The 15928-nt window shown below is 60.0% G+C and carries 9 protein-coding genes; all 9 read right to left on the bottom strand.

Annotated elements, in window-relative coordinates; genetic code table 11:
- Positions 1 to 99: 99 nt before the first annotated feature.
- The 9 genes from U1R88_RS09650 to tssH all read right to left on the bottom strand — a co-directional run bounded on the left by U1R88_RS09650 (position 100) and on the right by tssH (position 15790).
- Positions 100 to 1764, bottom strand: coding sequence for a flavin monoamine oxidase family protein (locus U1R88_RS09650; RefSeq protein ID WP_322431035.1), 1665 nt, complete (start codon positions 1762 to 1764; stop codon positions 100 to 102).
- A gap of 199 nt (positions 1765 to 1963) precedes the next feature.
- Positions 1964 to 2773, bottom strand: coding sequence for a hypothetical protein (locus U1R88_RS09645; RefSeq protein ID WP_322431034.1), 810 nt, complete (start codon positions 2771 to 2773; stop codon positions 1964 to 1966).
- Positions 2770 to 7548, bottom strand: coding sequence for an RHS repeat-associated core domain-containing protein (locus U1R88_RS09640; protein WP_322431033.1), 4779 nt, complete (start codon positions 7546 to 7548; stop codon positions 2770 to 2772). The genes U1R88_RS09645 and U1R88_RS09640 overlap by 4 nt, the downstream gene beginning before the upstream one ends.
- A 32-nt stretch (positions 7549 to 7580) precedes the next feature.
- A complete protein-coding gene (locus tag U1R88_RS09635; protein WP_322431032.1) occupies positions 7581 to 7991 on the bottom strand; it encodes a PAAR-like domain-containing protein in 411 nt (136 codons plus the stop codon).
- The gene (locus U1R88_RS09630; RefSeq protein WP_322431031.1) at positions 7988 to 9193 is read right to left on the bottom strand and encodes a DUF2169 family type VI secretion system accessory protein; all 1206 of its coding nucleotides are present in this window, start codon (positions 9191 to 9193) and stop codon (positions 7988 to 7990) included. Before U1R88_RS09630 ends, U1R88_RS09635 begins: the two co-directional genes overlap by 4 nt.
- A 42-nt stretch (positions 9194 to 9235) precedes the next feature.
- Positions 9236 to 11752: a type VI secretion system tip protein TssI/VgrG gene (tssI, locus tag U1R88_RS09625; RefSeq protein ID WP_322431030.1), complete on the bottom strand. Its 2517-nt coding sequence runs from the start codon at positions 11750 to 11752 to the stop codon at positions 9236 to 9238.
- 117 nt (positions 11753 to 11869) lie between these two features.
- Positions 11870 to 12376 (bottom strand): hypothetical protein, encoded by a 507-nt coding sequence (locus U1R88_RS09620; RefSeq protein WP_322431029.1) that lies wholly within the window; start codon positions 12374 to 12376, stop codon positions 11870 to 11872.
- A 123-nt stretch (positions 12377 to 12499) separates the two neighbouring features.
- Positions 12500 to 12976: an Hcp family type VI secretion system effector gene (locus U1R88_RS09615; protein ID WP_068288623.1), complete on the bottom strand. Its 477-nt coding sequence runs from the start codon at positions 12974 to 12976 to the stop codon at positions 12500 to 12502.
- A gap of 42 nt (positions 12977 to 13018) precedes the next feature.
- On the bottom strand, positions 13019 to 15790 hold the full coding sequence (tssH, locus tag U1R88_RS09610; protein ID WP_322431028.1) for a type VI secretion system ATPase TssH: 2772 nt from the start codon (positions 15788 to 15790) through the stop codon (positions 13019 to 13021).
- Positions 15791 to 15928 lie beyond the last annotated feature (138 nt).

The raw sequence follows: 15928 nt of genomic DNA, 5'->3' as shown, positions 1-15928 counted from the left end.
TCATTGCGAGCGCAGCGAAGCAATCTTGGTGAGGCACGCTGCTTGCACTCATGGATTGCTTCGCTGCGCTCGCAATGACCGCCTGAGTGGATCTTCTCTTCAATCTCCGAGATCGACCGGCTTCAGCGTGGGATAGAGATCGCCGGGGCCGGGATTTTCGGCCGGCGAGCGGCCGCCGAGATGGGTCATCACGCCCCAGACAGCATTGAGCGCCGTCTGCACCGCGCCCTCGACCCAGGCCGGCGTCCAGCTCACGCCGTCGCCGGCCATGAAGATGCCGCGCTGGGTCTCCGGCAGGTCGGCCTGCATGAAATGACCGTACATGCGATGATTGTAGCGGTAATGCCCCGGCAGCGCGCCCTTGAAGGCGCCGAGGAAGTTCTCGTCGGCCTCCCAGCTCACGCAGATCGGCGAACCGATGATATGGCTGGCGATATCGAGCCCGGGATAGATCTTGCCGAGGGCCGAAAGGGCGAGCTCCACCCGCCGCTCGGCCGGCAGCGGCAGCACCTTCAGCGCATCGGTCATCCAGGAATAGGACAGGCAGATCACGCCCGGCTTGCCCTCGCCATTGTCGAACAGATAGGTGCCGCGGGTGATGCGGTCGGTCAGCGTCATCGACAGCACGTCGCGGCCAGTGGCCGGGTCCTTGTCCTTCCAGAAGGGACGGTCGACCATGATGAAGGTCTTGGCCGCCTGCATGTAGCGGGTGCGGTCGAGCGCCATCCACAGCTTCTGGTCGAACAGGTTCTCCTCGGCGGCGATCGAGGTGGTGAGCAGATGGCTCTGGCAGGTGACGACCACGGCATCATAATCGTCGCGGTTGCCCCATTGGTCGGTCACGGCAAAACCGCCCTTGCCATTATGGGCGATCGCCTGGGCCCGCCCTTTGGTGGCGCCGGCATTGAGCCCGGCCAGCGTGGTGCCGGCGGGCCAATGCGCCAGCTTTTCCGGCGCCTTCTGCCACAGGCCCTGCGCCACCTGCTCGACCCCGCCGACGACATAGCGCTGCTCGTCGTCGAAGGCGCCGAGATTGACGCGCAGGATCTCCAGCATCGAATTGGGAAAATCCGAATCCCAGCCGCCGGTGCCGAAGCCGACCTGCCCGAACACCTCGCGATGGCGGAAGGAGAGCTTGCGGAAGGCCTGCGACGACACCACGAAATCATAGAAGGTGCGCTCGTCCCATTCGCGCACGATCGGATCCCAGATCTCCTTGATGCGCTTGGCATCGCGCGCCCGCATCGCCGCCTGCAGGGCCGAGAACTGGGCCCCTTCTTCCAGCGCCTGGTGATAGGCGTCGGCGACCTCCCGGTAGAGCGGCGGCAGATCGTCCAGCGTACGGGCATAGAGGGTCTCGCCCTCCAGGTCGATCACGGTGGAGCCGGCCGCCGGGGTGAGCGGATTGGGAAAGTCCCGCGTCTCCAGCCCGAGCTTGTCGACATAGTGATAGAAGCCGCGCGAGGAGATCGGAAAGCGCATGCCGCCGAGCTCGGCGATGATGCCGTCCGTGCCCTCGAAGCGCTGCGAGCGCAGCCGCCCGCCGAGCCGCGCCGATTCATAGAGCACCGGCCTCAAACCGAGGCGCATCAGCTCATAGCCGGCTACCAGCCCGGCCGCCCCCGCCCCGATGATGGCAACCCGTTTGCCATGCTTGTCGGCCGGCACCGCCCCGAGCCCGGCCGGATGGGCCAGCCATTCGTCATAGGCAAACGGAAAGTCCGGCCCGAAGGCGCTGATGGCATCGGAGGGCTGGTTCGGCATGGTTGTTTCCCTGCTGGCATGATGGGCACCGGAAAGGCGCACGCCATCATGCGCGAGGCCGGGGAATAGGGGAAGTGGGGTGAACATGTCCTAAACGGCCAGTTCGGCGCTCAGCATACCGGGTCAGATTGTTGGGAGCCCACTGCTATCTCACTTTAGCGGTTACCCGTGTGAAATGCAGCCCAAGCCTCGGCTTGGTTCATTCCGTGTCGAATTGTTTCAAAAGGCTTTCAAGCGTTTTCTGCGCACCAACAGAGTGGGGATCGAAGAAATTCTCACGACTTACTTCACGTCCCCAAAGTTCAACAACACTGCGCTCTTGCCAACGAGGGGTGGTTTTAGAAAAGCTTTGACCGCTACCTAACATAAAATCAACAACCATCACCTGATCCACCGGCACAAAATAAGGACCTCGCAGACCTTCTCCCGTACAAGCGTCCCGCACATCTTGAGACACTAAAGCCATCAGTGATGGAATGTCACATGAGCGAGTAACATTCGGAATATTTTTATCCAAAATTATATACGCCGCCGAAGTGACAACTTTTATACCATTCTGCTCCTCGACAGCGTTAGGGCCGTCAATTTCTTTATGATACGCTCCATTAATATCCATTCTAGCCAAATCACAAACTTGCTTAACATCAATGATTTGGCAAAACTTCATTTCTTGCTTGGAATTGGATATCCCAGCTTCATTTAACATCTCAACATCAGTCAATTGAACCGAATTGCTCGCGAATGTTAACAAGATATCGACAAATGCTTTTGATGCCAAAAAACCATCTGCAACAGGGTAAAAATCGACATCTACAAGCTTCTCTCTGGAAATAAAAAAAAGATCTTTTTTAAATTTAAAAATACTTTTCTTTTCATCCCAATAAGGTGCAAGCGTATCCCTTGTAACTTGATCATATTTCTTCACTTTGACAGGCGTCAAAGAACCTTTCAGAAAATGGGGAAGACGCTTATCCTTGTCCGCACCATATGTGAGTACAAAATGTGTCATGGGCACTGATTCATATTTGCGCCCGGATTTGCCATCCCGAACGCTCGTATGATCCCTTCATTGCCTCGCTGCAATGCCTGCAGCTGGCCTCTTGCTGCGCTGTCGGCAGCGGCACGTTCAGCAGGTGTTTTCGCACATCTCCTTGCCTGACGCCATCTGCTTTCAATTGAACTCACCATTCGTTCGTTTCTAGCATTGTACATCGCATGGGACCCGCGGTGTATTGGCAGGTCGCCCGGATTAAACACATTATTAGGATCAGTCGGCAGTGCAATTCCGTTATCTGCAGCGTCCCTTTGCATTCCTAAACCATCGAACATACCTTTATGATTTCTCCAAACAGCGCACGGAATCAAATGGTGAGCTTGCCAGGGGACATTTAGTCCCCTGCCTGCGGCAATAAGATTATCTCTGAGCGTTGCAAGGCCTAATGGATCGACAAAGCTGGTAGCTGCGTCGACATACCCATATTGTCTGGTTCCACCGTCAATGCCAATCGGGTCGCGGCAGATATACTGTCCGGCTATCGGGTCGTAATGTCGAAATCGATTGTAGTATAATCCGGTTTCCTCATCCTCCCATTGCCCTTGAAAGCGAATGGGGCAGAGAAGGCGTGCTTGGGTAGCGGCAAGATCGTCCTTCAGGGCCAAACTGCCATAGGTTCGACCACCGTAACCTGGGTCGCCGTCGCCTGCGGTGTTGGCACCATCTGAGCCGAAGGAACTGATGTCTTCGCCTTCTGCTGCACTGCTGTCAACATTAGCAGCCTGCCACCTGCCGTCACCTCGTGGATAACGGGAATTTCCTCGCCCCCCCTCTAGCAGATTGTCGTTAACTGCATCGGCCAACCATAAGCGGCGCACTTCACCCCAAGTGCGATAGTCAACCGCCCAAACAAGCCTGCCATCCTCACGGAACATCTCACGCGGCGTACCCAAATGGTCAGTCACAATATAGAAGAGATCACCGTTCGCGGCTTCCTTTGCTACCGGCCGGAAGCTGTCTGGCTCGTAATACCAGCGTTCAGCGACATCCCAATCTACAGCACCGTCAAGCCGGAGAGGAGCCTCCTCGGCAACTACATTGCCGTCCCAACCATAAGCGATACCCACCACAGGTGGCTTATCACCCTCCTCTCCACGCCAATTCGCGGGCGGGCCACTCCGCAACTCCGAAGGCAGCGGCAGAAGCTGACTAGCATAGTCGGGCATTGCCATCTGAATACCAACGAGTCTGGGGAATGCTATAGCGTGCTGCCGCGTTTCAGCCTTACTGAGTTCGCGCACTTTCCAAACTCTTCGCCCAAACGGATCATAACCGTAACGCCATGCATCCCCACCAGGCGTTATGCAGCGCACCAGCCTATCTTTGGCGTCCCACTTATAGCGCCAGACCTTGGGCCGAAAGCCCTTACGCTCAACCACCCGCTGTATAACGCGCCCCCTGGAATCATGGCTAAGTCTGATACGTTCGCCATAGACGCCCGTTGCGTCTTTGATCCGCCCCCCTGGTGAAAGCAACCAGTTCTGCGGTGCGCTTTGACCAAGGCCGTAGCCGGAGCCTGCAATGACAGGCCCAATCCCACCTCCACCTTCCGCTATACCTTCACCAAAACCCGCCGTGTTCATCGCTGCGTCATACGAGAACCCCTCATTATGGCCGTCGCCAAAAGCCGTGCGAATGATCTGCCCATTGGCGTCGTAGTCGTAGCTAAGCTTGCCCCACAGGCTGTCGTGAATGGCGGTCGGTGCAAGAGCCTTGTCCCAGCCATAGGAACGCTCGATGAGAGGGCCTCCTCCCGCCCGCAGCCTAGAGGTTAAGGGGGAGGCTGACGCCTCAACAAAAGGCACGCCATGGAGCCGTGGCGCAGCGGAAGTCTGCATCCGTCCCGCACGCTGGCTTTTCAGCTGACCGATGACATCATAACGCTGATCTAATGCAAAACCCGCCTCACTCTGTCGCGAGACCTCTCGCCCCAACGAATCGCGCTTAAAAGTCAGTCGCGCATGATCACCAACGGCAAGACTCTGTAGCGCTCCCAAAGGATCATACGTCGATACCACCAGACGACCACCAATTCGCCGCTCGATCCGGTTGCCGCAGCAGTCGTAGGCGCTCTCCACCCGACGACCGTTCAGCGTCTCCGCGACGATACGGCCCATCTTGTCGCGTTCATATTCAACCAATGACGCCTTATTCTCGGCCTTGGCGAGCAGGCCGCGCCCGTCATACCAAAAGCGAGTAACGTCCTCGGGCTCATCCCTACCCGGAATCCTTCCAGGCCCGAATATCTCTTCCTGAATCGCCAAGCCGGATTTGTCATAGGCATAGAGGAGGCGGGCACCGTCGGCATGGCGTGTCTCGATCAAGCGCCCCGCCTTGTCATAGGAATAGTCAATGATGAGCCCGTCAAAATCCTCTTCGCGGATCACTCGCCCGGCGCCATCGCGCTCAAATGTCCAGACATAACCGAGCTGGTTTGTCACGCTGACTAAGCGTTCGAGACCATCATAGCTAAAGCGCAGCGTACCACCACTGCTATCGACCATCTCCTCAAGAAGCTCACGCTTGCCATACCGGTATAGGGTCAGCCTCCCTTCGCCGTCGACCACCCGCCTGAACGAGTGATCGGCCGCACCGCTACTCTCGACACGCACCCCGTCAGGGCGGGTGAGGACGGCCGGCTGCCAAAAATCCGCTCCAGCTTCGTCACGGTAGTCATAGCGGGTTACTTGGCCGAGGGGATCGATGACCGCCGTTACCCGCCCATAAGCGTCACGCTCTAATCCTGTCGTCTCACCCCGGAAGTCGGTTATCGCGATCAGTCGGCCATGTCGGTCATAGGACCGGCTTTCCATCAGGCCGTCATGGCGCATGATGCGTACAGGTAGGCCCATTTCGTTGTTTATGATCTCGGTGCGATGACCGAGCGGATCCTCGATCGCCGTCAGTTCTCCCCGGGAGCCATAGACATAGTCCCAGCTATTGGCCTCGGGATCGATGTAGATCTCAAGCTGACCTTCGGCGCTCCAAAAATAATGGCTCTCCCGACCCTCCCCGTCCCGAATGCTGGTGATGTTGCCGCGCTTGTCATAGTCGTAGCGTGTAGCGTTACCCTCGCCGTCGATGACGGCTGAAAGATAGCCGGTCTCGTCAAATTCGTAGCGCGTCTCGTGACCAAGCGCATTCACCTCGCGAGTGACGACTTCTTCTTCGTCATAATAGAAGCTCTCACCCCTACTGCGATCACCGCCAGGGTAATAATGGGTGACACGATTTTCAACATCATAGACAAATTGATCATCGTTATATTGCAACACATTGGTATTAATTCGTACAACACGTCCATCTTTATATGTGTGCTTAGAAATATATTTATCATTACGTACAGTTATTATACGTTGATTTAACTCGTCATAACCGTACTCAACTTTATCACCGAAATTGGCATGAGTTAAGGTAAGATTATCAAACTTGTCATAGCCATATGTGAGAACACGTATAATCTTCTCACCTGGCGCTTTAATATCTACCGCCAAGCGTAACCCACGCTCGGAGTTGGTAAAAAATACTGAGATGCCCTCAGGTGTATCAATACGCTCGAGATAACCGAAGGCGTTACGGAAAAACTGAATCTTGCGCTCGAAGGGATCGGTGATCTTCCCAATTCGCCAAAGCTCGTCCTTGTATTTGTGATAATGCGTGACAAGGGTGCCTACCTTGAGCAGCAAAGTACGCCGAGGCCCTTGCGCCAACGCCATTTCTTCAACACTGTCACCGATCTCCCAATGGCCAGGCGTAGGCAAGGGGCGCTGAAAGGAGACCGTTAGACCATCCTCGCGCAGCAACTCGAGCTTATCTGGATACTCCGCGGAAACCCGAATTGTCGCATCGAGTGGGCCAACACGATTGCGCCCCAGCGGGCCGAACATTTCAAGATTCGATGTATAACCACTACCAATCAGCAGCGGTATAGCACCCGGAAGAACGAATTCTGGATCCTCATTTACCGCTGCACCAGAAGCAACATAGATAGGATTACTCTTACATCTCTTTTTATTCCTTTCGTCTTTTTTTCTTTTTCGCTTAAAAAGCTTTTTAATTCTTTCTGTTATCCTTTTAAGCCTTTTGTACCTCGCTACTAACTTCTCACCGAGGCGGAGGGCTCGACGACTGACATTTCCGCTCGCCAATCCTCTAGACAGATATTCTGCCAAACCATCAATGCCGTAAGCAGCGAGTCCGGCCCTAATTCTAGCCTCATCTGAATACCTGTATTCGTCAGCCAAATACTCCGAGTAACTTTTATCTCCAAAGATAGAATAAGTAAGAGCGTTTAATTGATTTGGAGCATCTCCGCCAATATCATCTCCCAATATCCGAACCACATCATTAGTAGCAGTTCCCAACTGGCTATACCAAGGAGAGTTTTCATATTCTTTTAATACTTTATCAATATAGGCATCCTCTGAATCCGTGCTGGCCCGATCCGCAGAAGAGGCGCCTTGGTCTTGTCTTGCTTCCTGAAGATCTTGTTGGATTTCATCTCGCAGCGCTGGATCGGTCTCGTTCGCCAATTCCTCTTCAAGTTCGCGAATCTGTGCATTTATATCCGTGCCATCAACCGACACACTCGGTGCATTGGCGGTTTCAACTGCCGGCCCTCCGGGACCTTGCGCCTTGTTCGTATCCGTGACGTCGGGCGCGGTCCCATCGGTATCGAAGCAAACCACGATGCCGAGAAATTCGTTAAGACCATTCGACAAGAACTGCATGAGATCAGACCATCATCCGCCGCTGCACCCGCTCACCAATGCTCGATCTTGACGGTGGTGAGCGTGCGCTCCTTTTCCACCAAGCCGCGTCCAGGGCGATTGATTTCGCCAGTATCGCCATCCCGCACCACCTGCCAGCCTTCTGAAAAGACGAAGGGAGCGCCATTCTTGATCACCGCATGGGAGACATAACCGGGCACACATATTCCCTTGCCCGTGCCCGGCTCGTGGCCGTAGCAGCGGATGGGGCGTGTATTGATCTGGAAATCATGATCGCCATTGTTGCGTACGGTGCGCGACGCACCATCGCAGCGGTCGTAAAAGGCGATCGTGTTGTAGGGCACGGGCACCATGCCCGACCCCATCGGTGTCAAGCACACATCGGGGGCGACTGAGTGGGTGTAGTGGCTGCCGTCGACACGGGCGGAAATTGGAATGCTCACGAAGACATCTCCAGAATTTTGCTATGCGCGGCGCAATCGGTGGGTGTCGGAGCCGGCTTAAGGTTTTCCTCAAGAGCACGCAGCGAATTGGAATCACTGTGATCGACTTCGGCGATCGTAATGGCGTCCGTCATGTCCATCCGGTAAGGCAACCGCCAACACAGGCTGACACGGCAGTCGAACAGGTCTTCCTCGGCGATTTCCAAAAACAACGTATCGAGCGGCGGACGGTATAAATCGACATCATTTCCGCTCTGGACGGCCATTGTCAGTGTGACCGGATCCAACCGCAGAGCGAACTGACTCTGTCCTTTGCGCAGATTGATGAGTTCGATATGCAATGGACCTTGCAAGAAGCGGTCGGAACGCATGTCCTCCGGCGCTGAATTATTAAAGGCGAAATCGTAATCAGGCGGCCATTTCGGACGGATGTTGTCGAGCCAGTTCTGATCATAAGTGCCGCCCAGCTTTCGGCGCGGCAGCCAATGGGCCGGTACGGGGCCGAGATTGGCAGGAGGATAGTGACTGCCTGCCTCGGTAACAGGCAGGTTCGGCACCTCGATCTGTGGCGCGGGAACGGACCTAGTGTGATCGGTCCAAGTCTTATCGATCCAGCCGCGCCCCAGTGGGTTGTATTCAAAGGCCTCGACGATGGGCTTGCCTTGCTCGTCCATGCCTTTGGCGAGCTGGCCGCCATAGGCATATTCCCATTGCATCGGTAGGCTTGAGATCAGCTCTGGCTCGCTCAGAGCCCAGCGGTCGAACCATTTGATATGTTTTTGCCACTCCGCCGTCTCTGCCTCGCGCAACTGACGCTTCCAATGTGGCAGCCATTGGCGCGGGCCAGTGACGGTCACCACCTTCTCGATGCCCGCACCTGCGACATCGCGAACACGCAACCCCGCTTGCCAACGAGGGCTTGGCTTGCCCTCCGGCGCATGCGCGATGGCGTCGACGATTATGTCGGTGGCTGGTTTATAGGCCACGAGATCGGAAGGATGGCGCAACGATGTCTCGTTCACGGCCCCATGGCAAGCATCCGTGAAATTGAACGGCTCCTGCTCCGGCGCGACAACACAGGTGCCGTCCTCCTGAACGTCAAAAGCCACCTTGACTAAAATGACTCCGAATACTTTTCCCGCATTGTCCGAGTTCGAAAAACGCAAATGGGGGAAAGCGGTCCTATTTGTGATATGAACCATAAAGCCTCATGAATTTCCGCGTTGCATGTATCGCGACAACCATCAGGCGACACTCGGTCCTTTGCCGTTCAAATCCACCACCTTGCCCGCCACAAAGGTCGGCCCTTCGGCTTCGAAGTTGAACTTGGTACCTTTGATGATGACGTGGCCGTCCTTCTTCATGATGAACAGGCTCTTGCCGACGCCGATCGTCAGTTCGTCGCCAACCTCGATCTTGTAGACATTCCCAATTTTGTGAGAGGCAACACTTCCCACATTCAAAACATCGGCCGTTCCCACCTGCGTGGTCCTCGCCACACCCACATTCTTGACCTGCATCCGCCCGATGGTCTGGCTGAGCACGCCCCCGCCCAACAGCCCACCCAGCGTGCCAAGCGCCGATGTCCCAGCCGCGGCCATCGGCGCGCCGCCAGCCTGGAACAGGGCCTGGGGGCCGACATTGGCGGCGGCCTTCAGGCCCTGGTCGAAGAGGCCGGAGGCGACGCCGAGCACGTTGTTCATCAAGGAGCCGGCAATGCCCCCCGCGATGCCGCCCTGCCCGCCGGCATCGGCCGGCGGTACGAAGGGTGGGGTGGAGAGGATACCGCCATCGCTGCCGCTACTTCCTCCCCCTGCCGCCGCCGCAGCGCCGAGGCCGGATCCGCCGCCCAACCCGCCCAGAGCGGCCTGCGTCACCGCCGAGGCCGCCGCGCCGGCTGTCTTGCTGGCGGCACTGCCCGGCTGGCTCGCGGCCGCCTGCGCGGCGATCGCCATGGCCTGCTGCAGCATGCCCGCGCTCTGGCCCATCAGCCCGGCGAGCGGGGCCAAAAGGGCGGCCGCGCCCATGCCGGTGGTGGCGCCCACCACCTGGTTGAGCCCGCCCCCGACCTGGTGGTTCATGTTGGCGCCCACGGTGAGCTGGTGCTGCTGGCCGTAGCTGTGCAGCGCACTGGCATCCACCGTGTGGATCTGGTTGTTGAGCACCTTCGAGGTCATGTCCTTCTGGGCATGCAGGTGGAAGTTCTCCTGGCCCGGTGCGTCCTCGAAGGAGAACTCGTTGAACTTGGTCGGATCCTTGGACTTGTAGGTGTTGGAGCGGAAGATGCTCTTGGTCTTGTGCTCGGGCAGCTGGTAGGGCACCTGCTGGCTGGCATTGGGCACCAGCGCGGTGATGATCGGCCGGTCGGGGTCGCCGCCGAGATAGGAAACGATCGCTTCCATACCCACGCGCGGGATGATCTGGCCGCCCCAATTGCCGCCGCCCCAGTTCTGCGCCACCCGGATCCAGCAGGTGTCGGTGCCGTCCTTCTTGGCGCGGCGGTCCCAGGGGAACCAAACCTTCACCCGGCCATATTTGTCGGGATGGATCTCCTCGCCCGGCGGGCCGGCTATGATGGCGATGTCGGTGCCGTCGATGCGCGGGCGCTGCGTCGAGCGGTGCGGCGTCGCCGGTACCCGGCTCGGCAAGGCGATGAAGCGGTTGGAATACTCCGGCTCGCCCTCATTGGTCTCGTAGGAGCGGTCGCGCGCCACATGCACGATCTGGAAGGTGACGTGCTCCTCATAGGCATTGCCGGGATTGGCGACGTCATAGGGCTTGAAGCGCCGGCCGGGCGAAAGCGTGCGGATGGAGGAAGCGCCCTCGATACGCTCATAGTCGGCCTCGGCCGCCTGCATCCTCAGCTTGGACTGGCGCTCGACCCGGTCATTGGCGATGCCTTCCGAGGCGCTGTCGGAGCCGTAGCCGCCAACCATCGGGTATTCATAGAGCTCATAGGCCTCGTTGCCCGGCAGCGACACCAGGCTCGGCGTCTCGCCCGAGGGCACGGAGCCGGGGGTGAGGAAGTTCCAATCCCCCGCCGAGCGCTTGCCGGGCACATAGGTGAAGCTGCGCTCGAACTTGGTGAGGTGGTTGCGGTCGCTCGAGCCCATGGCGAGGCGCACATCGGTCTCGGGCCCGCTGGTATAGCCCGAGACATGCGAGGCGATGTGCATGACATGCTTGGCGGCGACCGAGCCGGCCGAGCCGCCCTCATGCTCGAACCAGAAGAACAGGCCGTCCTCTTCCAGGCGGCGCAGGAGATAGGCCAGATCCGTCTCGTTATACTGCACCGAATAATGCTGGGGCTTGGGCTCGGGGATGACGCCGGAGGTCACCGGCGCGATCAGCCTGTGCTCGGACAGGAGCGTGCGGGCGACGTCGAGCGAGCTCTTGTCCTGCCAGATCCGGCAATCCGAACGCTGGCTCATCAGCCAGTGCTGGGGCCGGATCTCCAGGCTGTAGGCGCGCAGGCCCCGAGTCACCGGCGGCCCCTCCACCAGGCGAACCACCAGCCCGTTCCAGGTGCGCCGCTCGCCCTGGCCGAGTTCGAGGGAGACGTCGACCAGCTTGCCGACGATCTCGTTCGGCTTGATGTCCGTCTTCTTGGAACGCACCGCGACGTGAAGCGTGAACAAATCGTTCACCGCCTCGCGCATCTCCACGCGCTCGGGCAGCAGCACGTCGGCGCCCAGCGGCGTCTCGATGCGCAGGATGCGTTCGGCCTGGATATAGGATGCTGAGCTGGCGTCGCCGTCCATCGAATGCCTGTCCCCGTATCATCTGGCCAGCGGCGGTGGCGAGTTCGCCTGACCGCGGGCCTGCCCGTTTCGATCGCGGCCCCGGCCTGGCGCCGGCGCCGCATGCGAAGTCGATGCTCAGTGGCTGATCCGCTCTCCCAGGAGATAGACCGTCACATAGCTGATCGAGCGGTTCGGCGGCGTCGGGCCGATCCATGGCCCCTGCACCAGCCTGGCCAAGGTCGGCTCCAGCTCGGCGCGGCTGCGGGCCGATTCGAGAAAATAGGCGCTGCGCCACATGAAGGCGCGGGTATCGGCGCCCTGCGCCAGCGAATAGGTCACCTGCATCACGAAGACGGTGTGGCCCTTGGCGTCCATCGCCTGGGAGATCGGCTGATCGTTGTTCTTCAGCCAGGTCCGCAGCGCATAGGTCAGCGAATATTCGTTGAGCAATTCGGAGCCCTGGCGGAACAAGGCCGCGGCCGCCCCGACCGTGGCGGCCCTGCCGCCGGCTTCGCGCGGCCCGGGAGCATAGGCGAAGTAATCGAGGTTGGGGGCCCGGCCCATACGGGCAATGGGCGGTACGTCGGCCGGAACCAGCGGCCTTACGCTGAGCCTTGCAGAGGAAACGCTGAAATCGACCATGCCACTCCCTTGCGATTGTCGTTCGATATGGCTGGAAGGCCCATCCGGAACCGGACCGGAAAGCCGTCGAAAGGTCCGGGGCGCCGCCGGATCGGCGGCGCCCCGTCATCGTGCCGGAGGTACTTAGGCAGCCTTCGTCGTGGCCAGATCGTAGGTGGCGATCGTCGGCGAACCGGAGGTGTTGTCCTCGTTGTAGGGGGTGTACTTCACCTGCATCTTGGTGAAGTTGAGCCGGATCGTCTCGACGGGGCGGTCACCATTCGAATCGACCGAATAATTGGCGAGCAGCGTGTTGGTCAGCGTGTATTCGATATAGGTGTTGCCGGGGCTGCCGGTGGACACCAGATGGATCACCGCCGTCTTGCCCGTGCGGCCCGAGCAGGCTTCCTGGAACAGCCGGGTGGAGGAGGAATCGCTGACCTTGGTCAGGATCACTTCCGAAATCGTCGGCTCGGAGGCTTCGCGGTTGGCGGCCGAACCCGCCGAGGTGTTCATGTTGCGCGAAACGTTCCAGTGAATGGCTTCGATATCCATCCATTTCTTGTGCTGTTCCTGGGTGGCGTCGCCCTGGATACCATCGAGCTGCAGATAAATCGGCATACTACTTCTCTCCTGTTCGAAGTTGAATCGGCTTAAGACAGGTCAAGGCGCTCGCGCCTTTCTGGGTCGTACCGCATCCGAATGAGCCTTCTTGCCATTCGAGGCTGCTTTATCCGCCGGCCGTTTCCTCGGCCTGGCGAATTCCTTGGCGGCCGCCGGCTCAGCGGCAATGCTGAAACGGTGGCCGTCAAATCCGATCTCGATCCGCCCCGCCTTGGTTCCGGCGGTGACCTGATCGAGGAAAAAGGTGGACAGATCCGGCAGGAGTTCGCGCGCGATCATCGCCTCGATGGCACGCGCCCCCATCTCGCTGGTGCCGGCGCGGGCGACCAGGGCCTCACGCGCCGGGGCCAGCAGCACCACCTCGCTGCCATAGCTCGCCGCGACACGGTCCTGGATGCGCCCGATCTGGATGTCGACGATGCCCGACAGCGCCTCCCGGCCGAGCGGCATGAAGGGCAGGATGGTGGTGCGGCCGAGGAAGGCGGGCTTGAACTGCTTCTGCAACTCGCCGAGCAGCAGTCCCTCCAGCGCCTCGCCTTCCGGCATGGTATCGGGATCGGCCGCCAGCGTGGCCAGCAATTCCGAGCCGGTATTGGCCGTCATCACGATGGTGGTGTTCTTGAAATCGATGTCGCGGCCTTCGCCGTCGCGCAGCGTGCCCTTGTCGAAGACCTGGTAGAAGATCTCCTGGACGCCGGGATGGGCCTTGTCGATCTCGTCGAGCAGCAGCACGCCATAGGGCCGGCGCCTGATGGCCTCGGTCAGCACCCCGCCCTCGCCATAGCCGACATAGCCGGGGGGCGAGCCGAGGAGCATGGAGATCTTATGCTCCTCCTTGAATTCCGACATGTTGATGGTGGTCAGATACTGGCTGCCGCCATAGAGCAGGTCGGCCAGCGCCAGCGCCGTCTCGGTCTTGCCGGTGCCGGACATGCCGACGAACAGGAACACGGCGGGCGGGCGGCGCGGATCGTTGAGCCCGGCCCTGGCCGTACGCATCGCCGAAGCGACCCGGCCGACGGCACCGTCCTGGCCGATGACGCGCTCCTTCAGGCGCGCTTCCAGCGTCTTGACCGTCTCGACCTGGTCGGTCAGCAGCTTCCCGACGGGAATGCCGGTCCAGCGCGCCACCAGGGCCGCGATCACCTCGCGATCGACGGCGCGCGGCAACAGAGGCGTCTCGCCGGTGAGTGCGGCCAGGCTCCCTTCAGCCTCGGCCAGCGCGGCGCGGGCGCTTTCGCGGGTGCCGGGCTGCTCGGGGAAAGGCGCGACATTGCCCTCCTCGCCCCCTGACGATGACGGCTCGCCCGCCTCGTCCTCGCCCGACAGGATCGCCTCCAGCCGATCGGCCTCCTCCACCAGGCGGGCTTCGGCCTCGAAACGAGCTTCGAGCGCCTCGATCTCGTCGGCGATGGCCACCAGCCTCGTGGTTATCCAGCCTTGCCGTTCCAGGCCCTCGGCGCTCTCGGGCTCCTTGGCGAGCCAGGCCGTTTCGACCTCGAGCAATTCACGCTCGCTCCGAAGGGTGCGAATCGCCTCGGGCACCGCCTGGCGGCCCAATGATACCGCCGCCGCCGCCGTGTCGATCAGGCTGATCGCCTTGTCGGGCAGCTGCCGGGCCGGAATGTAGCGCGCCGACAGCCGTACCGCTGCAGCCAGGGCCTCGTCGCGAATGCGCACTTTGTGGTGGGACCGGAAAGCGCCGGCGACGCCGCGGAGCATGCGGATCGCGGTTTCTTCGTCGGGTTCGTCGACCTTCACCGTCTGGAACCGCCGTGTCAGGGCCGCATCGCGCTCGATGAAACGCTTATATTCGCCCCAGGTCGTGGCAGCGATGGTACGCAGTTCGCCACGCGCCAGCGAAGGCTTGAGTATGTTGGCGGCATCGCCCTGCCCGGCCTGGCCGCCGGCCCCGATCAGGCTGTGCGCCTCGTCGATGAACAGGATGATCGGCACGGACGAGGCCTTGACCGCATCGACCACGCCATGCAGCCGGCGCTCGAACTCGCCCTTCACACCGGCCCCCGCCTGCAGGAGGCTGAGATCGAGCGACAGCAGGCGGACGTCCTTCAGCATGGCCGGCACATTGCCGGCCGCGATCTCCAGGGCCAGCGCCTCGGCGATCGCCGTCTTGCCGACTCCGGCCTCGCCCACCAGGATCGGGTTGTTTTGCCGGCGGCGCATCAGGACGTCGACGACCTGGCGCAGCTCACGGTCACGCCCGATCACCGGGTCGATACGGCCGGAACGCGCGTCCGCCGTCATGTCCTGGGTGTAAAGCCGCAGGAAATCGCTTTCGCCGGTCGCCCCGGCGGTCGGCGGCGTGCCCGCCGGTGCCTGGTCCACATCTGCCGCCTTGAGGTCGGCGAGCGCTGCTTCGACGGCCTTGAGGTCGATGTCCCGCAGGCTCGGGGCCGTGGCCCTCGCCACGATGCGAAGGTTCTGCTCGGTGGCGAGCGCCACCAGGAGATCGCCGAACTCGACACGGTTGCGCCCGAACTGCAGCGAAGCCACCAGCCACGCCTCACGGGCGAGCGTCAGCACATTCTGCGACAAGGTCAGCTGCGCCTGGCTGTCCCGCGACAGGTCGGCGATAGCAAGGTCGAGCTCGCGCCTGAGTGCCTCGACGCCGATCCCCGCCTGTTCAAAACGCGCCACCGGACCGGGGGCCTGGACGAGCCCGCTCAGCCAATGCGCCACTTCCACAGTAGGGTTTGCGTTGCGAGCGGCAATGGAGGCGGCTGTCTCAAGAGCGACACGAAGCTCCGGTCCCAACATCCTGACAAGTTGGTTGAGATCGATATTCGGCATCCACGAATTCCACGTAGGTTTTTCTGCTCATGCGCAAGTGCGCCGTAACGTCAATTGAGTTAAGCAGGATTCCTATTTTCCGTCTATAGAGCTATTATTACAAAAGCCAAGATACCGGTACACCACTGTGAGTCTACC

The organism is Labrys sedimenti (assembly GCF_034424805.1).
Classification (GTDB): domain Bacteria; phylum Pseudomonadota; class Alphaproteobacteria; order Rhizobiales; family Labraceae; genus Labrys; species Labrys sedimenti.
The sequence above is the reverse complement of the archived record's forward strand: the minus strand, read 5'-3'. Positions and strand labels throughout refer to the sequence as shown.

Bases quoted from the DNA above. Each gene is read 5' to 3' on its own strand.
- U1R88_RS09650 (WP_322431035.1), bottom strand. From the start codon at position 1,764: ATGCCGAACCAGCCCTCCGATGCCATCAGCGCCTTCGGGCCGGACTTT.
- U1R88_RS09645 (WP_322431034.1), bottom strand. From the start codon at position 2,773: ATGACACATTTTGTACTCACATATGGTGCGGACAAGGATAAGCGTCTT.
- U1R88_RS09640 (WP_322431033.1), bottom strand. From the start codon at position 7,548: ATGCAGTTCTTGTCGAATGGTCTTAACGAATTTCTCGGCATCGTGGTT.
- U1R88_RS09630 (WP_322431031.1), bottom strand. From the start codon at position 9,193: ATGGTTCATATCACAAATAGGACCGCTTTCCCCCATTTGCGTTTTTCG.
- tssI (WP_322431030.1), bottom strand. From the start codon at position 11,752: ATGGACGGCGACGCCAGCTCAGCATCCTATATCCAGGCCGAACGCATC.
- U1R88_RS09620 (WP_322431029.1), bottom strand. From the start codon at position 12,376: ATGGTCGATTTCAGCGTTTCCTCTGCAAGGCTCAGCGTAAGGCCGCTG.
- U1R88_RS09615 (WP_068288623.1), bottom strand. From the start codon at position 12,976: ATGCCGATTTATCTGCAGCTCGATGGTATCCAGGGCGACGCCACCCAG.
- tssH (WP_322431028.1), bottom strand. From the start codon at position 15,790: ATGCCGAATATCGATCTCAACCAACTTGTCAGGATGTTGGGACCGGAG.